We start from the raw sequence: 22825 nt of genomic DNA on the forward strand, positions 1-22825 counted from the left end.
TGCTCGGGCCCGTCCCTGGCATCTGCAACCCAACGATGTTACCAGACGTCGGCAGATCCCCGGCACGAGGCCGAGGATGACATCGCCAAGGGCGGCATCGAGTGTTCTGCAAAGCGCGCCGATAGCGCCCGCCTCGCCTTTAAAGCGTCTTCTCCATGAACAGGCTGAGCGGGTCCGGCGTATAGGGCGCAAACGCCTCAATCTCGACAAACCCCGCCTTGCGGTAAAGACCGATCGCCTCCGGCTGGCTGATGCCGGTTTCAAGCCGGATGGCGGTAAGCCCAAGCTCGGCGCCGCGCGCAATGAGCGTATCCATGATCAGCTTGCCGATCCGCAATCCCCTCGCCTCCGGATCGACGAACATGCGCTTGACCTCCGCCGTACCGTCACCCGCCTCCACCAGCGCGCCGCAGCCAACGACACGGCCATCATGCCGCGCCACGAAAAAGGAGACATTGTCCTTTTCCAGCTGGCCGATATCGACCAGATGATTGCTTTCGGCGGGATAAAGCGACGCCATATAGACGTTAGACAGATCGATAAGGCGCAGAACCGCTTCCTGCCGGGGTGTTTCAAGCTTGATTTCGGGGGCCAATGCGATGCCTGCTTTCTCTCAAAAAAATGCGTATTTCGTCGTAATGTCACTGCAATCGAGATAGATGAGTTTCTAGAGCATAATTCCCGACAGAGGCAACACACACCATGAAAACAGCCCTCGTTCTCATGACCTTCCTAGGCTGTGACGACACCGCCACCGATTGCCATTACCTCGCCACCTCGCAGCAGCGCTGGACGAGCATCGAACTATGCGACGCCGTGTCGGAGAAAGAGCTGGAACGTTTCGCAAATGCGTCCTATCCGGTCGTGGTGGCCGTGTGCCAGACACCGGGCGAGCAGACGCCCCAGACTGCGGGCAACGCGCCCGCAACGCAGCCTCCCGCCGCCACGGCCCCGGCCGGAACAGAGGAGCCACCGGCACAGGTCACGCAAAAGGAAGAAGAGAGCCTGACAAAACAGGCGATCAGCCGCGTCAGCCGCATCCTGCCTTCCACCGAAGGCGTGAAGCACCTGCTCGGAACGCCGGTCAGAATGGTGGAAAACAGCTATTCGTGGATTGCCAAGCGGTTCGAGAAGTAAGCCTCAGGCCGCCTCGACCGTCAGCGCTTCCGCATAGTGCCGCGCTTTCTGCCGCTCCTCGGCAATGGTCAGTTTACGCACGGCGTGCAAGAGTTCGAAAAGCGTTTCGGAACCATCGACGTTGCGGAAATGCGCAAGCAGTTCGGCCGATACAGAGGCTGCGGCCTGCGACAGATGCGATCGGGCGGCGCAGCGCCACATCAGCGTCGCCTCAATGAAGACATCAACGACATCGCCCAAAAGACCGACGGACTGGAACAGCGCCTTCAGCGCGTGCGGCCGTCCGGTCGCCAGAATGGCGCGCACCTTGAGGTCGTCGAGACCTGAGAGATTGACCATCGCCGCCGTGAAAAACTCCAGCCTGCCCGAACAGACGGCATGGATGAGAAGCGCCGGTGTCAGTTCCAGCCTTTGCCGCAGATGCTCCACCAGCGCCGGCAACTCCGGCGACGCAACATTGGCGGCGATGAGGATGGTGGCGGAATCTTCCGCTTCGCGGAAAATACTGTCGGCGCGGTTGCGCGCGATCAGGGCATGAACCAGCGCCGAACCTGCCAGGGCCTCGCTGACGCGCGCCATCAGAAGATGGCGGGTATCGGCGGGCAGCACCTCTCGGCACAGCAGCAGGTCGCGAATATCGGCGTTGCAGCCATGCCGCTCGGCAATGCGGCGCAGCGAAAACGGTGTGATGAAGGCGTCGTCGTTCTCTAGAAGGATCATCGTTTCCGGCAGATCACCGACTTCGGCAAGTGCTGCGCAGACACCGCGCGGCAGGCCCCGCCTTGCCGCAATGAAGGCGCGTGTCAGGCTCTCGCCGCGCCCGGCGAGATCGACCAGATCGGCCTCGCCAAGAACCGGCGAGCGGGCAATCACGGTGCAGGCAATCTCCGGCTGGTCTTCGGCAAGCGAAACGAGAATGGCGCGCGGCGCATCGGGGTCATCCGCCAGCGCCTCGGCAAGTGCCAACCGCACGCGCGGAGAAGGGTCGTCAAGAAGATAGGTCATCGCCATATAGGCGGCGTCACGGTTCTCCCGCGCCATGTCTGAATGCAGATAGGCACGGCCAAGCGCATTGGCGGCCTTCGCCCGCTCGGTCGATCCAGCCTTTTCAGACCAGCGAAGAAATGCCTGTACGATCACCTGAGCCTCGAAACACATTCGCAACAATGGACGACGGCATCATTGCCGCCGCCATGTATAAAACTCTAGGCGCAAATAGTTTACGTTTGGTTCACCATAAAATTTAACAGTTGCCGGCGAAGAAGTTCTACGGCGCAGTAGACGGACGCTTCAACTGAAACACGTCGCTGCCGCCGTCGCAGTAGTCCATGTAACCCATACGGGCCACCGGACGTGCCAGTCCCATATCGATGCGACCATCACGAATGATCGCATCGTCGATGTGAATAGCCATGACCTGCCCTATCACCATCCACGAGTCCGCCGGCGTACCGTCGATGTCCTTCAGCTGGATGATCTCGGTCACGCGGCATTCCAGAACGGCCAGCGCCTCCCCCACGAAAGGCGCATCCACCACCCGCCCGTCAACGGCAGTCAGACCGGCAAGCCGGAACTCGTCGACATCATAGTTCACCGGCGCAGAAGACGCGTTCATCCGGTCGACGAGGTGGCGGCTGACGAGGTTGGCGGTGAAGACACCGGTCTCCTCGACATTGCGAAGGCTGTCCTTGCGCCCGCTGGAGGAAAACATCACCAGCTTCGGCCGGTCCGAAATCGCGTTGAAAAACGAATAGGGCGACAGGTTGAAAGAGCCGTCCCGGCCTTTAGAACCAATCCAGCCGATCGGCCGGGGCGCGACGATAGCCTTGAACGGATCATGCGGCAGGCCGTGCTGGTTGGTGTCGGTGGTGTAGAACATCAGACATCCCCAACCCAGGTTACCACATCCGCAAGCTCCGGCCGTGGCCGCTCCACAAGCGGGAATGTCGTCGAGCCGATATGAATATATCCGGCGACCTTCTCGTCTGCGGCAATCCCCAGTTCCGACAGGAAGGCCGGGTCGAAGGCAAGCCATTCCGTCAGCCAGTTCGCCGCAAAACCATTGGCGTTGGCGGCGAAGATGAGATTGAGGCACACCGCACCGGCGGACATGATTTGTTCCCATTCCGGAATCTTGAAATGCGGCTTGGCGGTGCTGATGACGGCGATGACGACGGGAGCGCGCGTGAAGCGGGTGCGCTCCGCGTCCTGCTGCTGAAGGTCCAGTTCCGGGTTCTTCTCAAGCGCGATCCGGAGCGCTTCTTCCCCCAGACGCACGCGGTCTTCGCCGCGATAAACGATGAAGCGCCACGGCGCCAGTTTGCCATGGTCAGGCACGCGCACGGCAAGGCGCAGGATTTCCTCGATTTCCGCTTTCGATGGACCCGGCTCGGCAAGTTGCAGGGCGGGGGTGGAGCGGCGAACCTTGAGATAGTCGAGGAGCTTGATGTCACTTGTCATGATCAAAATTCTTCCATTGTGCTGTCATCGCGAAATTATGGGCCTTGAAATAGCCACGGCATTGGTTTTGAAGTGATGCGGGAAAATCAAGAAGTCAATCGGTATCGAAAATGTCGGCAATCAAAATCGCGGCACGTCTGGCCATTGCGTTCGCCGCGATCGGCGTTTTATCACAGGCAGCCTTTTCGCAAGACGCTTTCAAGGACTTCAAGCAGCTTGGCGGCACGCCTAAAATGCCGAAACTCAATGCTTTCACCGCTCCTACCGCCCCGAATGCCCCCGCAAGCACCGCCCGCGATATCGACATGGAAGCGAAACTGACGAGTGAAGGCGAAGCGGTGAAGGAAGGCCTTTCGTGGCGCGTCTTCAGCCCCATTCCGGGCGCTGACGGCAAATTGCCGATGTTGGCAAGCTCCGAGGGTGGTTCGGCGCAGTTCCATCTGGTACCCGGCGAATATTTCGTCAACGTTGCCTTCGGGCGCGCGGGTGTTACCAAGAAACTCAATGTTCCGAGCTCCGGTAATGTCCAGAAACAGGTGCTGATTCTCGATGCTGGCGGTTTCGTTCTGAATGCGATCGCGGGTTCCGACAAACAGATCTCCGCTAACCAGCTCAAATTTTCCGTCTATTCCTCCGACGCCCGACCGGATGGCGAGCGCGGCCTTGTCATGGCCGACATCAAGCCCAACACAGTCGTTCGCCTCAATGCAGGCACCTATCATGTCGTTTCCGAATACGGCAACGTCAATGCGGTGGTGCGCGCCGATATTCAGGTGGAGGCAGGCAAGCTGACCGAAGCGACCCTGCAGCATCAGGCGGCACAGATCACGCTCAAGCTCGTCTCCGAACAGGGCGGCGAAGCCATTGCCGATACGGCCTGGTCGGTGCTAAACGGCGGCGGCGACGTTGTGAACGAAAGCGTCAGCGCATTTTCGACCATGGTTCTGGCGGAAGGCGAATATACCGCCATGGCCCGCAACAAGGACAAGGTCTACCAGCGCAACTTCAAGGTCACGTCCGGCCGGGACGCCGATGTGGAAGTGCTGATGAAGGATCAGGCGCCGGAAGACATGACCGGCGATTTCGAATAGGCGTCAATACCCTCAGCCAGTAACGAAAACGGCCCCCGAAGGGGCCGTTGTCTTTTGTCAGGCAACCTGCTTCTTCGCCGCAAGCTTGCGCTTCACATCCGGCGGCGTCGCCTCTTCCACGAGGCTTGTAATCGCATCTTCGAGCGACATCGGCGTCTGGTTCTGGGAACCGAGACGGCGGATGTTGACAGTGCGCTCTTCCGCTTCCTTGCGTCCGCAGACGATGATGACCGGCACCTTGGTCACCGAGTGCTCGCGGACCTTGTAGTTGATCTTCTCGTTGCGGAAGTCGGTTTCGACAGCCATGCCCGCCTCGCGCAGTGCTTCGGCAACCTCGCGGCCATAATCGTCCGCATCCGAGGTGATCGTCGCGACCACGACCTGAAGCGGCGCGAACCACAATGGCATGTGACCGGCAAAGTTCTCGATCAGGATACCAAGGAAGCGCTCCATCGATCCGCAGATGGCGCGATGGATCATCACCGGCTGCGTCTTTTCGGAGTTCTGGTCGATATAGAAGGCGCCGAAACGTTCCGGCAGGTTGAAGTCCACCTGCGTCGTGCCGCACTGCCATTCGCGACCGATGGCATCCTTCAGCGTATATTCGAACTTTGGCCCGTAGAAAGCGCCCTCGCCCGGCAGAATGCCGGTCTTGATGCGGCCGCCGGACTGTTCCTCGATGGTCTTCAGAACCTCCATCATGACGCTTTCGGCACGGTCCCAGAGATCGTCGGAACCGACGCGCTTTTCCGGACGGGTCGAAAGCTTGACGACGATCTCGCTGAAACCGAAATCCTCATAGACCGAGAGGATCAGGTCGTTGATGCGCAGGCATTCCGCAGCCATCTGCTCTTCCGTGCAGAAGACATGCGCATCGTCCTGCGTGAAGCCGCGAACGCGCATCAGGCCATGCAGTGCACCTGAAGCCTCGTAGCGATGGACATTGCCAAATTCAGCAAGGCGAACGGGCATTTCGCGGTAAGACTTCAAGCCATGCTTGAAGATCTGCACGTGGCCGGGGCAATTCATCGGCTTCAAGGCAAAGACGCGCTGGTCCGCATCCTCGTCATCGGGATGGGTAAAGGCATGGGCGGATTTCACCGCGAACATGTTTTCCTGATACCAACCCCAGTGACCGGAGGTTTCCCACAACGACTTGTCCAGCACCTGCGGCGCGTTGACTTCCTGATAGGTATTGGCAAGCCGACGGCGCATATAGGCCGTCAGCGTCTGGAACATGCGCCAGCCCTTGCCGTGCCAGAAGACCACGCCCGGACCTTCTTCCTGGAAATGGAACAGGTCCATTTCCCGGCCAAGACGGCGGTGGTCACGCTTTTCGGCTTCGGCCAGAACGTGCAGGTAATTGTCCAGCTCTTCCTGGGTAGCCCAGGCGGTGCCGTAGATGCGCGACAGCATCGCATTGTTGCTGTCACCACGCCAATAGGCGCCGGCTACCTTCATCAGCTTGAAGGCCGTACCGACCTGACCCGTGGACGCCATATGCGGGCCGCGGCAAAGATCGAACCAGTCGCCCTGATAATAGATCTTCAGGTCCTGACCTTCGGGAATGGCATCGACCAGCTCGACCTTGTAGTTTTCGCCCTTTGCGGCAAACACTTCCTTGGCCTTCTCGCGCGACCAGACTTCGCGGGTAAACGGCTTGTTGCGCTGAATGATCTCCTTCATCCGCTTTTCGATCTTCGGCAGATCTTCCGGCGTAAAAGGTTCGTTCTTGGCAAAGTCGTAATAGAAGCCGTTCTCGATGACAGGGCCGATCGTCACCTGCGTGCCGGGCCACAACTCCTGCACGGCCTCGGCCATGACGTGGGCGGCATCGTGGCGGATGAGTTCCAGCGCGCGGCTGTCCTCACGCGTGACGATTTCTATCTTGCCATCGGTGATTGCCTCGGACAAATCGCGCACGGTGCCATCAAGCGCAATGGCGACAGCCTTCTTCGCAAGCGATTTGGAGATGGATTCGGCGACCTCGCGGCCGGTCGTGCCGGCGGGATAGCTACGTACGGAACCATCGGGAAATGTAAGGGAAACGGTTTGTGACATCGTCGAATGCTCCTGATCCAGTCCCGCCAACGAATGCGGGTGGTGTTGGAATAAAAAAGAACGCCCTCTTTCGCAGATGGGCAGGCAGGCTGATAAAGAATTTTCCGGTTCCAGTCAAAGGTGAACGGCGGCTCAGCGAAGCATTTCGGCAATTCCATTGACGGTGTTGGCGTTGCGGGTCGTGCCGATGCCGAGCTTCTTCGTGGTCAGCGCAGAGAGAAGCCGGCTTTCGCTTGGCTTGCCGCAAAAGTCGATCCACAGGTCACCGCCGACAATGGCGATCTTTTCCTTCTTGCAGTACTTCTCCAAGAGTCCAAGATAATCCCCGGCAAGCGGCTTGCGCATCACCCTTACGCAGACATCCGGTGGATTGCCATCCGGAAACGGGTTTGTGGCAGTCAGGGCAAGCCAATCAGGCGCTGAGCGAACGAGAATATCGACGTGTTTGCCGAACCGTTTTTCAAAGGCGCGCTCCAACGCATCCTCGATTTCGCAGACAGGCGCCTCCGGTGCACGGAAGACCAGATTTCCGGTCGCAACCAGCGTCCTGCATTCCTCAAAGCCCAGCTCCTGCGCCATTTCACGCAGATCGGCCATGATGAGCCGCTTGCCCGCCCCGAGCACGATGCTGTGCAGAAGAGCGACATAGGTCATTGATGCAGCATCCAGTATCGCCAGGGCGTCCACCAGTGCTTGTCAGCGCCAAGCGTTTCCGGCACGGGGTCCAGCCCGCTGGTGCCGCCCGGACCGCAACGCGCGACGCGAAACAGCGTCATCCACCCGCCCGGCCAAAGTCCGTGGCGGGCGATCGCCTCGTAGCCATATTCGGAACAGGTGGGAATGTGGCGGCAGGAATTGCCGACGAAACCCGACAAAGTCAGCTGATAGAGGCGGATGAAGCCAACACCGAAAAGACGGCCTGGGGTCTTCGCAAAGACTCCCCCCCAGTTGCGGGATCGCCCGACCTTCTCCCCTGTCTTCTGATGTCCGCAGTCCGGTTCACCGCACATCGCCTAACCCGCAGCGTTCAGAACCGGCCGGGCTTCGATCTGGTCGAGAGCATCGACCACTGCTTCGAAGGTCAGCATGGTCGAGGCGTGGCGTGCCTTGAAATCCCGGACGGGTGAAAGCACCCGCATATCCTCGAAACGGCCCGTTGGCCCCTCGCCGCCCTGTTTCAGCATGGCAAGCATGTCTTCCCGCGCCTGCCGGATCTCACCGCTGGAAGCGCCGACGACATGATGCGCCATGATCGAGGCGGATGCCTGGCCGAGCGCGCACGCGCGAACCTCATGTGAAAAAGCCGTGACGATGCCGCCTTCCACCTTCAGATAGACCTTGAGTTTGGAGCCGCACAGCCGCGAGTGTTTTTCAGCGCTGGCATCAGCATCATCAAGCACACCGGTCAGCGGAATATTTCCGGCAAATTCCAGAATTCGGTTGTTGTAGATATCGTCCATCATCAGGTATCCGGCGTTCAAGAATGCCCAAAAACGGGACAGGATATTTTTTTCAAACACAGCGTTTGTCGCAGTGGAGCTTTCCTGCCCTTCATTCCCATTATATGCTAACGAGCTTTCTGGACATCAAGCCGATATGAAATTAACGGCTCCGATACCGAAATATCAGCATCGGCCTTGCCAAAATGCTGTAAAACAACCAGATAGCAGCAACGGTGGACGAAGTCCCCGCTACGAAAAACAAAGTTCAGGTGCGGCCTTGACCCGCATCGGGAGAGACGGAATGGATGCGATCGTGAAGAATTTCCCCGGCGCTGGCGCAAAACCCGATGTGGCAGAGGCTCGCCCAAGCCAGACGGAAGCGGAAGAAGCAGTGCGCGTTCTTCTGCGCTGGGCAGGAGAAAATCCCGCCCGCGAAGGACTCCTGGACACGCCGAAGCGCGTTGCCAAGGCCTATCGCGAACTTTTCGCCGGTTACGAGCTGAACGTCCAGGACGTTCTCGGCACGACCTTCGAGGAAGTTGGCGGTTATGACGATGTGGTGCTGGTGCGCGACATCCCCTTCTTCTCCCATTGCGAACACCACATGGTTCCGATCGTCGGCAAGGCGCATGTCGCCTATCTTCCGGCCGGGCGCGTGCTCGGCCTGTCGAAGATCGCCCGTGTCGTCGAAATCTTTGGCCGCCGCCTGCAGACGCAGGAAAACATGACCGCGCAGATCGCAAGATCCATCGAGGAAACTCTGAAGCCGCGCGGCGTGGCCGTCATGATCGACGCCGAACATATGTGCATGTCCATGCGCGGCGTAAACAAGCAGGGGTCCACGACCCTCACCACCAGCTTCACCGGCACCTTCAAGAACGACCCGGCAGAGCAGGTGCGCTTCATGACCATGGTGCGGAACCGCTAACGGTTCCGCTTTTTCCCCGGGGTAGCAATGTCCATTTCGTTTCTGTCCGCGCCTGCGGACAAGGAAGTGCTTGAAAATTCAGGTCTCTTCTCACCGAAATTCGATGCCCACGGCCTTGTCACCGCCGTGGTCACCGATGCGCGTGATGGTGAATTGTTGATGGTCGCCCATATGAATGCGCAAGCCCTGTCGTTGACGCTGGAAACGGGCATCGCCCACTATTACAGCCGCTCGCGCGACAAGATCTGGAAAAAGGGCGAAACCTCCGGCAACCTGCAGACGGTGAAGGAATTCCGCACCGATTGCGATCAGGACGCCGTATGGCTGAAGGTCTCCGTCGCCGGTCATGACGCAACCTGCCATACCGGCCGCCGCTCCTGCTTCTACCGCACGGTCGAGTTGGCCGATGGCAATGCCGTCACCAGAATCACCGACGATATCCGCCATTTCGACCCGGCGACTACCTATTCTGGCACGTGAACGGCCACCTTCCATCCGCCGCACCAATTTGCTACCAATAATTCAGGATTCGGGGAGGAACAGACCGGGTCCTGGGAGCAGGCAGGGAGTGTACGGTCATGTTGGGCTGGGGAAGCAATCGTCACAATGCTCTTGCGGCTGGCAACACCGAAACAATCGTCAACGAGGTCGTTGATACGCGCCGGATTGCGCTTGCGCTCGGCGGTGGAGCTGCGCGCGGCTGGGCCCATATCGGCGTCCTGAGGGCACTAGACGAGGCCGGGGTTAAGATCGGCATGATTGCCGGAACCTCGATAGGCGCGCTGGTCGGCGGTTGTTATCTCGCCGGAAAGCTCGATGAGCTGGAGGAATTTGCCCGTTCGCTGACGATGCGGCGCATTGCTGGCCTGCTCGATCTGACGATTGGCGGCGGCGGTCTCTTCGGCGGCATGCGGCTGACCAAGCGCATGCAGGAACATCTCGAAGGCTTGCGCGTCGAAAACCTCGAGCACCCTTTCATCGCCGTCGCCACGGAATTGCGCACCGGCCACGAGGTCTGGATTCACCAGGGCGACCTCGTCACCGCACTGCGCTCATCCTATGCGTTGCCCGGCATTTTCGAGCCCGTGCAATGCAACGGCCGCACCCTGATCGACGGCGCTCTCGTCAACCCCGTGCCGGTTTCGGTCTGCAGGGCCTATGAGCAGGCGCTCGTCGTCGCCGTCAATCTCAATTACGATCTGTTCGGCCGCTCTGCCGTGGTCAAACATTCCTCTTCGCCCCCTAATGGCGCAGCACCTTCCTTGGAAGGTCCGCCGCGCCCCGGCCTGCCGGGCGTCATGGTGCAGGCCTTCAATATCATTCAGGACCGGATTTCGCGCTCGCGTCTGGCGGGCGACCCGCCCGACCTCATGCTGCATCCCCGTATCAACGATATCGGCCTGTCGGAATTCCATCGCGCCAGCGAAGCCATCGACAGGGGATACGAGGAAACACGCGCCCGCGTTCCCGAGCTGGAGCGCATGCAGCAGGCGTTCCGACGCTAACCTACAATACAAATATACGTGCTGAGCACTCCAGCTTGCGGTAGCCGCAGCCTCCTAGGCCGTCATTCCTGCGCGTGTCACAGGAATGACGGAGTCGTTTCGAAATGACTATTGCGGACGCGCCGGAAACGAAACCTCATCCGGCGATATAGGCCTTGATATGTTCGGCTTCGGCCTCGATCTCGCCGATCCGCGCCTTTACCACGTCACCGATGGAGATGATGCCGGCAAGACGACCGTCGTCCTCAACCGGAATATGTCGGAACCGCCCTCCGGTCATGATTTCCATCAACTCGTCGGTGGTGGAATTGTGATGACAGCGGATGACGTTCTTGGTCATGGCCACCGAAACGGATTGCAGAAGGGAGGCAGCGCCCTCGCCTGCCACGACCTTCACCAGATCGCGTTCCGTGAAAATACCGAGAACGACGCCGTCGGCATCGGTCACGACGAGTGCACCGATCTTGTGCGCATTCAGCGTTGCTGCCGCCTCGCCGATGCTTACGCTCGGACCCACAGTCACGACATTCCGGCCCTTGCGGTCGAGAAGATCTTTTACGAATGTTGCCATGCCTTCCTCCTCCTGTCAGCAATCTGCAACGCGGCAAAGTCTCTCCGCGGTTGCAAATCATGGAACATGGTGCGCTGAGGCCTATGCGAATGCAATCCCGGATGGGACCTGCACAAGCAAATTTGCGCCACGGCCGACAAGGAGCGTGATCGCCCTAGAGCGGCTGTTCCACACTTCCACTGGAAAGGTTCCCGCGGATCGGGCGATCAAACAGGCCGAAGAACAGGAAGCCGAGCAGAAAGCCGAAGACATGCGCATCCCAGGCGACTTCACCGCCGACATCGCCAAACAGCGGCACGCCGACCGCGATCAGGACATTGCCGAAAAGCCACATCAGCGTGAAGATCAGCACCGTCCTGTTCGAAAGCGCCGCGACAATGCTCTGCCTCGGCATCAGATGGCCGAAAGAGGCGCTGTAGCCGCCGCGTGACGGGAAAGCGAAACGGCATGCGGCTCCCATCAGCGCCGAAACGACACCAGATGCTCCGATCAGAACCGTCACATCGCCCCAGTTCAGCGCCGCGTGGCCAAAAGCTGAAACGGCGGCGGATATGCACCATAACAGTACGAAGCGAAGCGTTCCGATCCGGCGCAGAACCGGTGCGCCAAAGGCCATCAACCACAATCCGTTAAAAAGAATATGCTCGATGCCGCCGTGCAGAAAAGAATATGTCACCGGCGTCCAGAGCCATTCCAGCCCCTGCTGGGATAATGGCACCGCGTAACGCAGCGGAATGAAGCCGAAGGTGAAAATGAACCAGCCGTTGCCATCCTCCGAAAGAAGATAGGCCGGAACCACAAAGGCCAAGAGCAGCGCCGCCAATATGCCGACCAGAAGCGGCGGCAGGTTGAAGACGGGATTATGTGCGTCCTCTTTCAGTTCCTGACTTTCCGAAACCGGCGGCTGTTCGCCGTCGCCGTTGGACATGATTCCATCCCTGTTTTTGTGGAAATTTGCGTCTCCCGAGCAATATAGGAAGCCCGGGCGAAAAAAAAGCCGTCCTGCCTTTCGGGCCACGACGCAAAAACCGCAATCGGTTCAAGCGCCTGTACCCAGGGGCAGTACGGCCTGCGCGCCCGCCGTAAAATTACGGGCGAAAGCATCAATTGTGCTGACTGGGAGCATGTCCCCGACATGGCCGCAGCGATGCCACGACCTTGGTCGTCGCGCAATCTCAACCATTTGTTAACCTTAACAAAATCGGTTGGCATGAAATTCGCTACACCACAAGTAACAGACGTTCGGATGGACATGATGTCCCAAAAACGAACATGGAGAAAGATGCTATGAAGAGCATGGCCGGACTGGAGATATATGCCTATTGGGACGCGCTGCGCGGCAATAAACCTGCGCCCCGCCGAGAAGACTTCGATCCCGCAAAGCTGAAACATCATCTCGGCGACCTCTTCATCCTGGTGGACAAGGGAGAAAGGACGCCATTCTTCCGCCTTGCAGGCACGCACCTGTGCGACCTGTTCGGCCGGGAATTGCGCGACAGCCCGTTCTCGGATCTGTGGCCGGCGGCAAGTGCCACCTTCCCCTGCCGTGTCGCACGCGGCATCCTGCAACATCAATTGCCCGTGGTGTTCGATATCGAAGCGGAGGACGACCATGGCGCGGCGCCGCTTGCTTTCGAAATGCTGCTCTTGCCGCTAAGTTCGGATAATGACACAGCCCCGAGATTGCTCGGAGCGCTGCTGGCGGAGCGGCCCCGTCACGAATTCGCAGCACCGATCAGTTGCCTCGTCATGAAAAGCAGCCGCCTGCTACGCATGGATATCGCGCCGACAACGTATTCTACGAATGCGCGAACCGCTGTCATGCCGCATGCGGTAACCCGCTGACTGCCGCATCCCACCCCGCATGGTGAGGGTGGATCGCGTATGATCGCACCGGAATTTCGTACGAAATACGTCAAAGCTGTAACGATTTTGACGATTGCAAAAATTGTAAGGGTTAAACAATACAGTCTGTTAACCCGGGCGGCGTAGAGATTTGTCATCATCACTGGTTACAATTGCGCTGCCATGTTCTCATCACGTTCGGTCAACATTGCCCAAACCCTGCGTCCGGTTGAAGAGGTTCACTTCGACGATCCCGTCCGTGTGTCCTTCACCGGCCGCCTCATGTTGCCCGATCACCAGGAATATGATTGCACCGCAACCGAGATGACCGCCGAAAGAGCGCTGTTCGCCTGCTCGGGCATTGCGCGCAACGGTGATCGCGTCATCTCCTATCTCCAGCATATCGGTCGCATCGAAGGAACGGTTACGGCGCTTACCGCGTCAGGCTTCGTCATTGCCATCAATGCGCCCGAACGCAAGCGGGAAAAGCTGGCCGCCCAGCTCGCATGGATCGCCAAGCGCCAGCTGCTCGGCCTGCCGGAAGACCGCCGCCACGACCGCCTGACACCACGCAATACCCGGGCACATCTGATGCTGGAAGACGGCGTGCTTCTCGCCTGCCGGCTGATCGACCTTTCCTTGTCGGGCGCAGCCATCGAGATCGAAAACCGGCCTCCACTCGGCACCAGGGTCCAGCTTGGCAAGAACATGAGCGGCAAGATCGTACGCCACTTCATGGAAGGCGTTGCGGTCGAATTCGACCGGGTCCAGTCGCCCGACGCCCTGATCGAATTTCTCTAGGTCATTTCCCGTAATACAGTGGAGCGGTATGTCCGTGCGGCAAGTGCGGCATTCGCCAGATCTTGTCACGGCAATCGCTTTCCGGCACTCCGGCCGTGAGCCGGAATACATTCAGCCCAGGTCTCTTGGCCGAAAGAGCTTTTCCCGCCACGCAGGCGCACATCGATCCGATTCCGGCTCAAGGCCGGAATGATGGGAGCAGACTGCTCTCGTCTACAAAAATGCCGCTCGTGCATTTGCGCTGACAGTCTAAAATACTGCTTTCCAGCACTTTGGATTCCGTTGAAGCTGACTTCCGTGCTATCCGGTCAGAGTGCCCGGCGCGCTCCATTTCGCGTTAGTTCTCGCGCAAAACCGCACTGGAAAATCCCGCTCCAGGCATTTTTTCCAAGAAAAAAACAGTTTTCTTGAAGTTTTTTTCGCTGCCTTTTTGCCCTGTCCCGACTTGAAACACCAATCCCAAAACGGGAAATCCGCGTCTTCGATACGCTCCGCGGCCTGACTACCCAGCATCGCAAAAATATCTCTGTGCCAAAAAACGCTTTCAATACAGCGGCCTAAATGGCTACCAAAAACCTAAGGTCGAGATGCGTAAAATTGTAATAAAATTTGCTTCAAACACGCGTAAAAACTAACTCGAATACAGTTCAAAACAAGCGCTAATTTGCTGAAATATAAGCTCAAATTGACACGCGCATCTTTCCGCGGGGTCAAAATATACATGCGAGTGTCTCCTCAACACGGGGAGACAAGCAATGAACAAAAACAACCGTTTCGGTTTCTTTCTGATCGCATTCATCGTCAGCGCCATCGCCCATCAGGCCAGCGCTTCGCCATCCGCCGCCATGCGTGTGATCGGCAATGCCAACCCGCCGATCGGCCACTACGAGTTCTGCCAGACCTATCAGAGCGAATGCCAGCCGACATCGCTGGATAACGGCCCGATGAAACTGACCGAAGAGCGCTGGAAGACGATGCTCGACGTCAACTATACCGCCAACACCACGATCACGCCGATGACCGACATGGAAATCTACGGCGTCGAAGAGCGCTGGGCCTACCCCACCACGGTCGGCGATTGCGAAGATTTCGTGCTTCTGAAGCGCAAGATGCTGATGAACAAGGGCTTCTCCGCCAACAACCTGCTGATCACGGTTGTTCTGCAGCCGAATGGCGAAGGCCATGCAGTTCTGACCGTTCGCACCGATCGCGGTGATTTCGTCCTCGACAACATGCGCAACAAGGTCATGAACTGGTCGGAGACCGAATATACCTACCTGAAGCGTCAGGACACCGCCAATCCCGGACGCTGGGTGAAAATACAGGATGGCCGCGCTACCACTGCGGTTGGCGGCATCAACTGAAGCCACCCAAACCCAAGCAAATACCGTCTCCCCAAATGAAAAAGCCGGCTCCGCGAAGGAAGCCGGCTTTTTCATTTCAATCACGTCCATTGACGATCAGAGCAGGCCTAGCTCGGCCAGTTCCCGCTTGAGGTCGGAGGGCATCTCCTCGCCGCCGAAATCACCGCCGCCGAGATCGCGTGGGGCCTCGTTGTCCTTGAGATAGCGCCAGCCCTGAAACGGCCGCTTCGGCGCAGGCGACGTCTCGATCACCTCGGGGCCGAGAATGAGATCGCAGCGGGTAATGCCGTCGTCGCCCTTGAAGGAACGTATGTCGAGAAGTTTCTGCCGTGCCTGCACCTGGCCCTTGATGACCCAATAGAGCGAACCGCCTTCCAGCAATTCGTCAAGCCGTTTCGGGATCATCCGCGTGGTGTGGACGCTGTGCGGCTCAAGGCCAGCGGCGATCGCGGTCAGCGAGCGATGCGCGACCCAGTCTCTCAAATCCTGGAGTGAATCCGCGCCGACGCAAAGTTTTATAAGATGTAGAGGCATATGCTTATCAATGCCTTTTTGCGGCGGGCGTCAAGCATGTGGACCATGCCTGACGCCCTGCCCGCTCAGCATTCCACAACGTTGACGGCAAGACCGCCGGTGGAAGTTTCCTTGTACTTGTCGCTCATGTCGTTGCCGGTCTGGCGCATGGTTTCGATACAGGCATCGAGCGGTACGAAATGCTGGCCGTCACCCTTCAACGCCAGGGAAGCCGCCGTTACCGCCTTCACCGCACCCAGCGCATTGCGCTCGATGCAGGGCACCTGCACCAGACCGGCGATCGGGTCGCAGGTCATGCCGAGGTGATGCTCGAGCGCGATTTCGGCGGCATTCTCCACCTGTTCGGGCGAACCGCCCATGACGGCGGCAAGGCCTGCGGCCGCCATGGCGGCAGCGGACCCAACCTCGCCCTGACAGCCGACCTCGGCACCTGAAATAGATGCATTATGCTTGATGATGCCGCCGATCGCGGCGGCCGTCAGCAGGAAATCGCGAACATCGTCAACGGTCGCATCCTCGTGGAAATGCCGGAAATACCGGACCGTGGCCGGAACGACGCCCGCAGCACCGTTGGTCGGCGCTGTCACCACGCGCCCGCCCGCAGCATTTTCCTCGTTCACGGCCATGGCATAGACGCTCAACCAGTCATTCGCCATGACAGGATTGAGCCGGTTGCTGCGCCATTCCTCATTCAGCTTCTCGTAGATGGAGCGGGCACGGCGGCGCACCTTCAGGCCACCCGGCATTATGCCGTCCACCTTCAGCCCGCGCTCGATGCAGCCGTTCATCGCCTCCCAGATCTGGTCGAGGCGCTCGTTCAGCTCGTCGCGGGAGATTACCGTTTCTTCGTTTGCGCGCTTCATCTGGGCGATGGTGCGGCCGGAGCGGCCCGCCATCTCAAGCATTTCCCGCGCCGTGGCGAACGGATAAGGCACGCGCGGACCATTATCGATGGTCTTGCCGCGCTGCTTGATCGCTTCCAGTTCCGTATCGGTCACGACGAAACCGCCGCCGACGGAATAATAGATGCGCTTGAGAAGCAGCCTGCCCTGATTGTCGAAGGCGGAAAAGGTCATGCCGTTGGCATGGCCGGGCAGCGGGTTCTTCTTGTCGAAGACCAGATCCTCGGCTGGGTTGAACTCATAGGAGGGGTGGCCGGGTGGCGACACGGTACCGGCCTTTTCAACCTTTTCGATGATCGGGTCCATGGCGTCGGGGTCGACGAGATCCGGCCGCTCGCCCGTCAGGCCGAGGATGACCGCACGGCCGGTGCCGTGGCCAATGCCGGTAAAGGCAAGCGAACCGTGAAGGCTGACCTTCAGGCGCGACACGGAAGCACCCGCCGGACGCGGCCATTCATCACCGAGGATCAGCGCAAGAAAGCGGTTCGCCGCCGTCATCGGCCCCATCGTATGCGAGCTGGAAGGACCGATACCGATCTTGAAGACGTCGAAGACCGAAAGAAACATGAGGCTTACCTTGAATAAGAATGGATTCCACCGCCATCATATCCAAAGCCGCGACGGATCGCCACAAAAGAGCGGCACCGGCTTTTGCAGCTGCGACATACAGGCCGCAGAAACGAAAACAGCACGGTTTCCAGAGGAAACCGCGCCGTTTCAAAACCCGTCATTCATGAGAAGTGCTTATGGGCTGCCAAAAATGTACGTCAATGCGAGAAATGCGGCAAAGCCTGCAAGCGCGCGCAAGGTGACGGCCCAACAGGATTTCTGAGCGGTTTCTTCCATGATTACTCCAGCTATTCACTCTCCGGGCGATCTTCAAGACCGGGCCCGTTGGGGGAAGCATTTATTAAAATCCGGCGCAGAACGCAAATGCAAAAAGCGGCTAAATGAAGGCGTTTTTGACGGGCTGCCATTCGTCAGTTGCATAGGTGTGTGAAAAAACAAGGCTTTAGATCGAGGCTTTCGGGTTACCCCTTTTTGCTGTTCGCCTCAATTTGAACCAAAGTGTAACTGGTTTATGAAGGTTTCGCACAAACGCCTGTTGAAGCCAGCGGCAATCGGCATTCCAGAGTTGAATTTCGGTGTTCGGACTGTTGTGCCTTGAAAGCCTTTCGGCTCTGCCTTATCGACAGAAAACGGCAACGGGATTCGTCATTACATGCAGCAGGCATCATCTTTTCCGGACCGCGAGACGGTCGCATCGAAACTTGCCTCGCTTGCAAGCGAGGACAAGGCGTGGGTGCTGCTTTTGATGGAAAACGTGTTGCAGGATGAAAACCTGCTGGCCGGCCTCAATCTCTATCTCGATCAACAGGCCAATGCCCGCTTCCTCAACAGTCTGAAACTGGAGACATCAGGCGAATGGCTGGGCTGTAACGCCCCTGCCCGCCTGCAGATACGCATCACCGAAGCGGCCAAGGCCAGCCAGCACCCTGCCTATCTGGCCTTCCGCAAGGGACTGACGGCATCGGCAGGCCTCGAAAAAGCCTACCCCAAGGCGCCGATCTGACTTAGTCAGGCACCCTGTCGACGACAGCGATAATCGGCCCCATGGCAAACAGGGAATCGCGCCTTTTCATCGCGGGAATGTCGACACTGGAAATCGTCCCGTCGAGATACAGCGCGTTTGGCGCATCCAGCGCATCCCTGAACAACGTCGCGAAGTCGTAAAAACGCACGGTGTTTTCCGAAATCGCGAAATGCACCATGCCATCGCGCGACACGCCGACGCCGTTGCGGCGTTTCAGGCTGTCGCTATCGGGCAGAAATCGCGGATGCAGCTTTCCATCGATCACCAGCATCGGGCCGGACTGGGTGGCAAAATCCGGCTTCAAGCCGGCAGAGACATAGCCCTGCGTTTCCAGAACGCCCGCCATTGCACCCTTTAGATAAAACACGCCATTCGGCAGAAGATGGAAATTGCCCCACCCGCCGCCGGTAATAATCGGCGAACGTTCGACGCCGTTTTCGACAAAAAGGCCAACGGGAGAATAGTCGGAATGATACATGCCGCCATTCATGGCGAAGACGCTGAACATGTGCTGCCGCCACAGGGCGGAGGAGAGATCGGAGAAGGAGCGATATCCCTCACCCGAGACATGATCGCGGTCGTAAATCCGGATCATGCTTTTCGCAGGATCGAAACTGCAGACGATGTAACGTCCGCCCGCATGCTCCATGGTTTTGCAGAAATCCGCCTGTCCGCCCGCCTTAGCCGAAAACGGCAAAAGCAATGGCAGCAGCAAGCTAATCAGTCTTTTCGTCACCAGTCTTTTCATCAGCGCCCGCTCATGCCCTCTCGCCCCATCTTAGTACGGCGCGATTCTTACACATGAACTGTGACGGTGAAATCAGGTCAAAGAAAAGGCGTCCCCTTCATTCAGGGAAACGCCAGACCTTGGAGGGGAGAGACTTAGCGACGCGCGGCGCGGTCTACGCTACGACCTGCGTCCTGCGTGGCGTCCACTGCATTTGCCGTATCCCGGCCAACGCCGCGAATGGTATTACCGCAGGAACTCAAGGTCACGACGGTCAACAAAGCCACGAAAACTGTCGAAAGAATACGTGTGATCATTTGAAATAACTCCCCTATGACTTGCCGTCCAAAGGCAAGCGCCGATGTGATATGCGTCACAATAACGTGAGCATTGGAAATCGGTTCCACCGGCGTTTGAAAAAATCCCGTCGGTGAAAATTAACATGGTTTTGAACTTCGCGAGGGAAACTCGGGCGCAGGGATCATGATCGGGAAAATCGTGTGGGTGACATGACTGAGATAAACAATCGGCTACTGGTGATGACGGCGGGGGGGCTGAACCCCAATGTCATGATCAATGCGCTGGCCGCCCGGTTTCCGGATATCCATGTCATCGTGGAGCAGGCGGAAAGCAAATCGGCCATTCTGAAAAGACGGGCGCGGCGGCTTGGCTGGATGACAGCCGCAGGCCAGATGGCGACGATGATCGCCTCCCGGCTCGGCAAACGCTTCACTGTTCGGCGCACAAATGAGATCATTGCCGAACATGGCCTCTCTGCCGATCTCGGCCAGGCAGTTCCTGTTACACACGTGGCCTCCCTGAACGACGAAGAGTGCCACAAGGCCATCAACACCTTGCAACCGGCGGCGATCTTCACCATTTCCTGCCGCCTTCTGACACCGGCAACCCTTCAAGCTCTGCGCTGCCCGGTCATCAATTTCCACGCCGGCATCAATCCCGCCTATCGCGGCCAGATGGGCGGTTATTGGGCGCTGGTGGAAAAGGACCGGGGTAATTTCGGTGCGACCGTGCATCTGGTCGACAAGGGCGTGGATACCGGCGCAACCCTTTACGAAAAGCGGCTGAAGCCCTCGCCTTCCGATACCATAGCCACCTACCCCCTGCTTCTGACCGCCGCCTCGGTCGATATTGCGGTCAGCGCTATCGAGGACGCCCTTTCCGGCAGCCTTGCGCCGCAACCGCCCTTGCCTGGCAAATCGGTGCTGCGGTTTCCGCCGACGATCTGGACATGGCTGTGGAACGGCCTCACCAAACGTGTCTGGTGAGAACAACCAGCCATTGCCGCTAGCCAAACAGATGAAATCAAGCTTCGTCGCAGATGCAGGGCTGTCTTGCCGCAACAGGCAAAGACGTGGGCAACAAACGGGTGCATGATAAGGGAAAAGGACCAAATTCAAATTGCACGATATCTCGACCTCTCCCGCCATTGCCGCCTCCATTGAAGCCTCACCCGCACAGGTGCTCGGCCCGGCAAGTCTTGCCGGTATCTTTCCACAGGGCGTGCGTGTTTATCTGACAGACACCGGACAGGCCTCGCAGGACAGGCTGGTCGACGCTGCAAAACATCTTCGCGATCTCGGCTACACACCAGTGCCGCATCTCGCGGCACGGCGCATATCGTCTGGCGTGGAATTCGAGGAGCAGGTGAAGCGGCTGGCAGGCGAAGCGGGTGTGTCGGATGTGCTGGTAGTCGGCGGTGGCGTCGCCACGCCGGCTGGTCCCTTCACATCCAGCATGGATATGCTGTCGACCGGCATCTTCGATCGCTGCGGGATCAATCAGATTGCAATCGCCGGCCATCCCGAAGGCAGCCCCGATTTCAGCGATGAGACGGCGACGGCCGTCTTGAAGTTGAAGTATGATTTTGCCGAAAGAAGCGATGCGGCAATGCGCATCGTCACCCAGTTCGGCTTCGACCCCGCGCGCTTCATCGCCTGGGCGGAAGGACTCGCCGCCTCCGGCATCGACTTGCCAGTGCATATCGGCGTCTCCGGTCCGGCCAGGATCACGACGCTGCTGAAATATGCGGCTCTCTGCGGCGTCGGCAATTCCATCGCCTATCTGAAAAAGAACGCGCTCTCCCTGACGACGTTGGCCAAGGGGCATTCACCGGAAAGCGTGGTCGGCCCTATCGAACGGCACTGGCAGGCAAATCCGGCAGGGCCGATCCGGCAAATCCACGTTTTCCCATTTGGTGGGCTACAGAATTCGGCAGACTGGCTGGCCGGTCGTGGAAGCTGGCAAATCGGCGATGCGGACTTTTCCGCAAAACGGGGCACGGTAGCGATCTAGGCCCACCTTTGCCTATGGCGCGACGGACGCTCGCCGTCGCGCATTCCCGTTATAAAGATCTACCTCAGGCCGCCTTGGCGACCTCGACAAAGGCGTTGCGGATGCTTTCCGCGACCGCAAGGATGGGGCGCGAGGGTCTTTCGCCCGTGATCAGGCGAATATCGAAATAACCAAGTTCCGGCAGGCCTTCCTTGTCGCTCAGAATGACCATGTCGTTCTGCACATAGGAGCGCGGCAGGGGAGCGATGGCGAGATCGGCGGCAATTGCTGCGCGCTGCGCCATGGTATGGCCGCTGAGATAGGCCACGCGGAAATTGCGACCCCGCTTTTCAAGCGAGTTGATCGCTTCCGAACGCCAGATGCAGCCCTCTTCCCAGATCGATATGGGCAGCGGATCGCGCAGATAGGCCGTACCGCATTTTGCCCCGGCCCAGACGAGACGTTCGCGCATCAGCACCTCGCCCGTATCCCGCAGCGGATGCGACGCACAGTTGACCAGTGCCAGATCCAGCCGCCGTTCATCCATGCGCTTGTAGAGATTGGAACTGGAATCGATCGTGACATCGATCATGATGCCGGGGAAAACCTCGGCAAAACGCTTGAGGATACCCGGGAGCAAACCGCGCTCGCCAATATCTTCCGGCGCACCGAGCCTGACGACGCCAGACAGTTCAGGCATGACGAAACGCGACACGGCCTCGTTAGACAGCGCGATCATGCGGCGCGCATAGGTAAGAAGCGTTTCGCCATGCGCCGTCAAAGTCACCGAGCGGGCATCGCGCAGGAACAACGTCGTCTTCAGCTGTTCCTCCAGCTTCTTTATCTGCATGGAAACGGCGGACGGCGTTCTGAACACCACCTCTGCAGCGGTGGAGAAGTTCCCGGTCTCGGCAATCGCGACGAAGGTTCTCAGAATGTCGTTATCCAGCAGCGGCAACGGTTGGCGGAAAGTTACGGTCATGGCACGAACCTTCAAATATTTTGATTTATAGATGGATATCATTTCGTTTGATTGAATGTCAACACAGGCGCACCATCCGGGACATCGAATGACGGGGCAACTAACGCCTTGTCGGAATGAAGCGCTGGCCCATCACGGAACGACAGGAATTCCGGCAGGCGGCGAGCGCGAGTCATTCCTAAAATTGATGAATGACATAAAATTCATTCTCTTGTTTGATGAGATATGTAAGCGCATACCGAAGTCGTAAACAGGATCGTGGTTCACGAAAGGATCAAGACATGGCCATGATACATTATCACCCCGCAGCGAGCCGTTCATCGCAACGCCCCTCGACCGGTAGCTGGCTCCAGCGCCTGTCCGGCCAGATTTCCGCTCTCCATACGTCATGGAAGCGCGCAAGAATGCTCCGCGCGCTGGAAGGTTTGCCGCCTGAAACATTGAAGGACATTGGATGGCCGACAACCGACAGCAATCGCATCAGGGTCGTCCGCAAATGATGCGCAACTCCATGGCTCGCAACCGTCCCAGGACTTGCGAGCCATCCCCGTCAATCCCGAGACGCCCCGGCAGAGGCGTAAAATGACCT

Annotated in this window: 28 protein-coding genes; 13 read left to right on the forward strand and 15 right to left on the reverse strand. The window is 58.6% G+C overall.

Translation table 11 applies throughout. The features are described 5' to 3' along the window. Positions 1 to 139: 139 nt before the first annotated feature. A complete protein-coding gene (locus ACZ5A6_RS06955) occupies positions 140 to 595 on the reverse strand; it encodes a GNAT family N-acetyltransferase (protein WP_174061382.1) in 456 nt (151 codons plus the stop codon). 107 nt (positions 596 to 702) lie between these two features. Between ACZ5A6_RS06955 and ACZ5A6_RS06960 the strand changes: the two genes are divergently transcribed. Next, entirely contained in the window at positions 703 to 1137 is a 435-nt protein-coding gene (locus ACZ5A6_RS06960) for a hypothetical protein (protein WP_003515657.1), read from the forward strand. Between the two features lie 3 nt (positions 1138 to 1140). Here ACZ5A6_RS06960 and ACZ5A6_RS06965 read toward each other — a convergent pair whose 3' ends face one another. The 3 genes from ACZ5A6_RS06965 to ACZ5A6_RS06975 all read right to left on the reverse strand — a co-directional run bounded on the left by ACZ5A6_RS06965 (position 1141) and on the right by ACZ5A6_RS06975 (position 3597). Further along, entirely contained in the window at positions 1141 to 2295 is a 1155-nt protein-coding gene (locus tag ACZ5A6_RS06965; protein ID WP_464111077.1) for a DUF2336 domain-containing protein, read from the reverse strand. 109 nt (positions 2296 to 2404) lie between these two features. After that, complete coding sequence (locus tag ACZ5A6_RS06970) at positions 2405 to 3016, reverse strand: flavin reductase family protein (protein ID WP_025593667.1); 612 nt, start codon at positions 3014 to 3016, stop codon at positions 2405 to 2407. Continuing rightward, positions 3016 to 3597, reverse strand: a complete 582-nt coding sequence (locus ACZ5A6_RS06975; protein WP_019566136.1) for a nitroreductase family protein — start codon at positions 3595 to 3597, stop codon at positions 3016 to 3018. The genes ACZ5A6_RS06970 and ACZ5A6_RS06975 overlap by 1 nt, the downstream gene beginning before the upstream one ends. Before the next feature lie 110 nt (positions 3598 to 3707). Here ACZ5A6_RS06975 and ACZ5A6_RS06980 point away from each other — a divergent pair, with 110 nt between their 5' ends. Next, complete coding sequence (locus tag ACZ5A6_RS06980; RefSeq protein WP_003515664.1) at positions 3708 to 4688, forward strand: hypothetical protein; 981 nt, start codon at positions 3708 to 3710, stop codon at positions 4686 to 4688. Between the two features lie 57 nt (positions 4689 to 4745). On the opposite strand, the gene thrS is transcribed toward ACZ5A6_RS06980, so the two are convergent. From thrS to ACZ5A6_RS07000, 4 genes are all read right to left on the reverse strand, one after another. After that, positions 4746 to 6749: a threonine--tRNA ligase gene (gene thrS, locus ACZ5A6_RS06985; protein WP_003515666.1), complete on the reverse strand. Its 2004-nt coding sequence runs from the start codon at positions 6747 to 6749 to the stop codon at positions 4746 to 4748. 132 nt (positions 6750 to 6881) lie between these two features. After that, positions 6882 to 7403 (reverse strand): DUF1697 domain-containing protein, encoded by a 522-nt coding sequence (locus ACZ5A6_RS06990; RefSeq protein ID WP_111790291.1) that lies wholly within the window; start codon positions 7401 to 7403, stop codon positions 6882 to 6884. Then, positions 7400 to 7759, reverse strand: coding sequence for a membrane protein insertion efficiency factor YidD (yidD, locus tag ACZ5A6_RS06995; protein ID WP_065687289.1), 360 nt, complete (start codon positions 7757 to 7759; stop codon positions 7400 to 7402). The genes ACZ5A6_RS06990 and yidD overlap by 4 nt, the downstream gene beginning before the upstream one ends. Before the next feature lie 3 nt (positions 7760 to 7762). Next, complete coding sequence (locus tag ACZ5A6_RS07000) at positions 7763 to 8209, reverse strand: iron-sulfur cluster assembly scaffold protein (protein WP_025593674.1); 447 nt, start codon at positions 8207 to 8209, stop codon at positions 7763 to 7765. Between the two features lie 283 nt (positions 8210 to 8492). Here ACZ5A6_RS07000 and folE point away from each other — a divergent pair, with 283 nt between their 5' ends. The 3 genes from folE to ACZ5A6_RS07015 all read left to right on the forward strand — a co-directional run bounded on the left by folE (position 8493) and on the right by ACZ5A6_RS07015 (position 10624). Then, positions 8493 to 9119: a GTP cyclohydrolase I FolE gene (gene folE / locus ACZ5A6_RS07005; protein ID WP_003515674.1), complete on the forward strand. Its 627-nt coding sequence runs from the start codon at positions 8493 to 8495 to the stop codon at positions 9117 to 9119. Between the two features lie 27 nt (positions 9120 to 9146). Next, entirely contained in the window at positions 9147 to 9599 is a 453-nt protein-coding gene (hisI, locus tag ACZ5A6_RS07010; protein ID WP_174061384.1) for a phosphoribosyl-AMP cyclohydrolase, read from the forward strand. 98 nt (positions 9600 to 9697) lie between these two features. After that, positions 9698 to 10624, forward strand: a complete 927-nt coding sequence (locus ACZ5A6_RS07015; protein WP_003515679.1) for a patatin-like phospholipase family protein — start codon at positions 9698 to 9700, stop codon at positions 10622 to 10624. A gap of 136 nt (positions 10625 to 10760) precedes the next feature. Here ACZ5A6_RS07015 and ACZ5A6_RS07020 read toward each other — a convergent pair whose 3' ends face one another. Together ACZ5A6_RS07020 and ACZ5A6_RS07025 are read right to left on the reverse strand one after the other, a co-directional pair. Then, a complete protein-coding gene (locus ACZ5A6_RS07020) occupies positions 10761 to 11195 on the reverse strand; it encodes a CBS domain-containing protein (protein ID WP_003515681.1) in 435 nt (144 codons plus the stop codon). 154 nt (positions 11196 to 11349) lie between these two features. Beyond that, positions 11350 to 12123 (reverse strand): rhomboid family intramembrane serine protease, encoded by a 774-nt coding sequence (locus tag ACZ5A6_RS07025; protein ID WP_038491286.1) that lies wholly within the window; start codon positions 12121 to 12123, stop codon positions 11350 to 11352. Positions 12124 to 12482: 359 nt separating this feature from the next. Between ACZ5A6_RS07025 and ACZ5A6_RS07030 the strand changes: the two genes are divergently transcribed. The 3 genes from ACZ5A6_RS07030 (at position 12483) to ACZ5A6_RS07040 (ending at position 15205) form a co-directional block, all read left to right on the forward strand. Continuing rightward, positions 12483 to 13040, forward strand: a complete 558-nt coding sequence (locus tag ACZ5A6_RS07030; protein ID WP_038491289.1) for a PAS domain-containing protein — start codon at positions 12483 to 12485, stop codon at positions 13038 to 13040. A 183-nt stretch (positions 13041 to 13223) separates the two neighbouring features. After that, positions 13224 to 13841, forward strand: coding sequence for a PilZ domain-containing protein (locus tag ACZ5A6_RS07035; RefSeq protein WP_065659306.1), 618 nt, complete (start codon positions 13224 to 13226; stop codon positions 13839 to 13841). A gap of 755 nt (positions 13842 to 14596) precedes the next feature. Further along, positions 14597 to 15205, forward strand: coding sequence for a transglutaminase-like cysteine peptidase (locus ACZ5A6_RS07040; RefSeq protein ID WP_174061385.1), 609 nt, complete (start codon positions 14597 to 14599; stop codon positions 15203 to 15205). 96 nt (positions 15206 to 15301) lie between these two features. On the opposite strand, the gene ACZ5A6_RS07045 is transcribed toward ACZ5A6_RS07040, so the two are convergent. Both ACZ5A6_RS07045 and ACZ5A6_RS07050 read right to left on the reverse strand, forming a co-directional pair. Further along, positions 15302 to 15739, reverse strand: a complete 438-nt coding sequence (locus ACZ5A6_RS07045) for a DUF1489 family protein (RefSeq protein ID WP_013636312.1) — start codon at positions 15737 to 15739, stop codon at positions 15302 to 15304. Between the two features lie 65 nt (positions 15740 to 15804). Beyond that, entirely contained in the window at positions 15805 to 17208 is a 1404-nt protein-coding gene (locus tag ACZ5A6_RS07050) for an L-serine ammonia-lyase (RefSeq protein ID WP_013636313.1), read from the reverse strand. On the opposite strand from ACZ5A6_RS07050, the gene ACZ5A6_RS07055 reads away from it, so the two are divergent. Both ACZ5A6_RS07055 and ACZ5A6_RS07060 read left to right on the forward strand, forming a co-directional pair. Beyond that, entirely contained in the window at positions 17207 to 17473 is a 267-nt protein-coding gene (locus ACZ5A6_RS07055; protein WP_019566127.1) for a hypothetical protein, read from the forward strand. The two genes, ACZ5A6_RS07050 and ACZ5A6_RS07055, sit on opposite strands and share 2 nt — an antisense overlap. 390 nt (positions 17474 to 17863) lie before the next feature. After that, positions 17864 to 18214 carry a hypothetical protein gene (locus ACZ5A6_RS07060; RefSeq protein WP_003515702.1) on the forward strand — a complete coding sequence of 117 codons (351 nt, stop codon included), beginning with the start codon at positions 17864 to 17866 and terminating at the stop codon, positions 18212 to 18214. A 1-nt stretch (position 18215) separates the two neighbouring features. Here ACZ5A6_RS07060 and ACZ5A6_RS07065 read toward each other — a convergent pair whose 3' ends face one another. Together ACZ5A6_RS07065 and ACZ5A6_RS07070 are read right to left on the reverse strand one after the other, a co-directional pair. Then, positions 18216 to 18983 (reverse strand): phosphodiester glycosidase family protein, encoded by a 768-nt coding sequence (locus tag ACZ5A6_RS07065; protein ID WP_149910043.1) that lies wholly within the window; start codon positions 18981 to 18983, stop codon positions 18216 to 18218. A gap of 134 nt (positions 18984 to 19117) precedes the next feature. Beyond that, complete coding sequence (locus tag ACZ5A6_RS07070) at positions 19118 to 19279, reverse strand: entericidin domain-containing protein (RefSeq protein ID WP_003515706.1); 162 nt, start codon at positions 19277 to 19279, stop codon at positions 19118 to 19120. 192 nt (positions 19280 to 19471) lie between these two features. Here ACZ5A6_RS07070 and ACZ5A6_RS07075 point away from each other — a divergent pair, with 192 nt between their 5' ends. Then, on the forward strand, positions 19472 to 20248 hold the full coding sequence (locus ACZ5A6_RS07075; protein WP_065687284.1) for a formyl transferase: 777 nt from the start codon (positions 19472 to 19474) through the stop codon (positions 20246 to 20248). Positions 20249 to 20381: 133 nt separating this feature from the next. After that, positions 20382 to 21275 carry a methylenetetrahydrofolate reductase gene (locus ACZ5A6_RS07080; RefSeq protein ID WP_113292268.1) on the forward strand — a complete coding sequence of 298 codons (894 nt, stop codon included), beginning with the start codon at positions 20382 to 20384 and terminating at the stop codon, positions 21273 to 21275. 64 nt (positions 21276 to 21339) lie between these two features. Here ACZ5A6_RS07080 and ACZ5A6_RS07085 read toward each other — a convergent pair whose 3' ends face one another. After that, a complete protein-coding gene (locus ACZ5A6_RS07085; RefSeq protein ID WP_003515711.1) occupies positions 21340 to 22278 on the reverse strand; it encodes a LysR family transcriptional regulator in 939 nt (312 codons plus the stop codon). 239 nt (positions 22279 to 22517) lie between these two features. On the opposite strand from ACZ5A6_RS07085, the gene ACZ5A6_RS07090 reads away from it, so the two are divergent. Next, positions 22518 to 22736: a DUF1127 domain-containing protein gene (locus ACZ5A6_RS07090; protein ID WP_025593690.1), complete on the forward strand. Its 219-nt coding sequence runs from the start codon at positions 22518 to 22520 to the stop codon at positions 22734 to 22736. Positions 22737 to 22825: the final 89 nt, after the last annotated feature.

Source organism: Agrobacterium sp. 6Ca8, assembly GCF_055382765.1.

What these genes read in the sequence shown, in the direction of transcription:
- ACZ5A6_RS06960 (WP_003515657.1), top strand. Translation starts at nt 703, where the DNA reads ATGAAAACAGCCCTCGTTCTCATGACCTTCCTAGGCTGTGACGACACC.
- ACZ5A6_RS06965 (WP_464111077.1), bottom strand. Translation starts at nt 2,295, where the DNA reads ATGTGTTTCGAGGCTCAGGTGATCGTACAGGCATTTCTTCGCTGGTCT.
- ACZ5A6_RS06970 (WP_025593667.1), bottom strand. Translation starts at nt 3,016, where the DNA reads ATGTTCTACACCACCGACACCAACCAGCACGGCCTGCCGCATGATCCG.
- ACZ5A6_RS06975 (WP_019566136.1), bottom strand. Translation starts at nt 3,597, where the DNA reads ATGACAAGTGACATCAAGCTCCTCGACTATCTCAAGGTTCGCCGCTCC.
- ACZ5A6_RS06980 (WP_003515664.1), top strand. Translation starts at nt 3,708, where the DNA reads ATGTCGGCAATCAAAATCGCGGCACGTCTGGCCATTGCGTTCGCCGCG.
- thrS (WP_003515666.1), bottom strand. Translation starts at nt 6,749, where the DNA reads ATGTCACAAACCGTTTCCCTTACATTTCCCGATGGTTCCGTACGTAGC.
- ACZ5A6_RS06990 (WP_111790291.1), bottom strand. Translation starts at nt 7,403, where the DNA reads ATGACCTATGTCGCTCTTCTGCACAGCATCGTGCTCGGGGCGGGCAAG.
- yidD (WP_065687289.1), bottom strand. Translation starts at nt 7,759, where the DNA reads ATGTGCGGTGAACCGGACTGCGGACATCAGAAGACAGGGGAGAAGGTC.
- ACZ5A6_RS07000 (WP_025593674.1), bottom strand. Translation starts at nt 8,209, where the DNA reads ATGGACGATATCTACAACAACCGAATTCTGGAATTTGCCGGAAATATT.
- folE (WP_003515674.1), top strand. Translation starts at nt 8,493, where the DNA reads ATGGATGCGATCGTGAAGAATTTCCCCGGCGCTGGCGCAAAACCCGAT.
- hisI (WP_174061384.1), top strand. Translation starts at nt 9,147, where the DNA reads ATGTCCATTTCGTTTCTGTCCGCGCCTGCGGACAAGGAAGTGCTTGAA.
- ACZ5A6_RS07015 (WP_003515679.1), top strand. Translation starts at nt 9,698, where the DNA reads ATGTTGGGCTGGGGAAGCAATCGTCACAATGCTCTTGCGGCTGGCAAC.
- ACZ5A6_RS07020 (WP_003515681.1), bottom strand. Translation starts at nt 11,195, where the DNA reads ATGGCAACATTCGTAAAAGATCTTCTCGACCGCAAGGGCCGGAATGTC.
- ACZ5A6_RS07025 (WP_038491286.1), bottom strand. Translation starts at nt 12,123, where the DNA reads ATGTCCAACGGCGACGGCGAACAGCCGCCGGTTTCGGAAAGTCAGGAA.
- ACZ5A6_RS07030 (WP_038491289.1), top strand. Translation starts at nt 12,483, where the DNA reads ATGAAGAGCATGGCCGGACTGGAGATATATGCCTATTGGGACGCGCTG.
- ACZ5A6_RS07035 (WP_065659306.1), top strand. Translation starts at nt 13,224, where the DNA reads ATGTTCTCATCACGTTCGGTCAACATTGCCCAAACCCTGCGTCCGGTT.
- ACZ5A6_RS07040 (WP_174061385.1), top strand. Translation starts at nt 14,597, where the DNA reads ATGAACAAAAACAACCGTTTCGGTTTCTTTCTGATCGCATTCATCGTC.
- ACZ5A6_RS07045 (WP_013636312.1), bottom strand. Translation starts at nt 15,739, where the DNA reads ATGCCTCTACATCTTATAAAACTTTGCGTCGGCGCGGATTCACTCCAG.
- ACZ5A6_RS07055 (WP_019566127.1), top strand. Translation starts at nt 17,207, where the DNA reads ATGAGGCTTACCTTGAATAAGAATGGATTCCACCGCCATCATATCCAA.
- ACZ5A6_RS07050 (WP_013636313.1), bottom strand. Translation starts at nt 17,208, where the DNA reads ATGTTTCTTTCGGTCTTCGACGTCTTCAAGATCGGTATCGGTCCTTCC.
- ACZ5A6_RS07060 (WP_003515702.1), top strand. Translation starts at nt 17,864, where the DNA reads ATGCAGCAGGCATCATCTTTTCCGGACCGCGAGACGGTCGCATCGAAA.
- ACZ5A6_RS07065 (WP_149910043.1), bottom strand. Translation starts at nt 18,983, where the DNA reads ATGAAAAGACTGGTGACGAAAAGACTGATTAGCTTGCTGCTGCCATTG.
- ACZ5A6_RS07070 (WP_003515706.1), bottom strand. Translation starts at nt 19,279, where the DNA reads ATGATCACACGTATTCTTTCGACAGTTTTCGTGGCTTTGTTGACCGTC.
- ACZ5A6_RS07075 (WP_065687284.1), top strand. Translation starts at nt 19,472, where the DNA reads ATGACTGAGATAAACAATCGGCTACTGGTGATGACGGCGGGGGGGCTG.
- ACZ5A6_RS07085 (WP_003515711.1), bottom strand. Translation starts at nt 22,278, where the DNA reads ATGATATCCATCTATAAATCAAAATATTTGAAGGTTCGTGCCATGACC.
- ACZ5A6_RS07090 (WP_025593690.1), top strand. Translation starts at nt 22,518, where the DNA reads ATGGCCATGATACATTATCACCCCGCAGCGAGCCGTTCATCGCAACGC.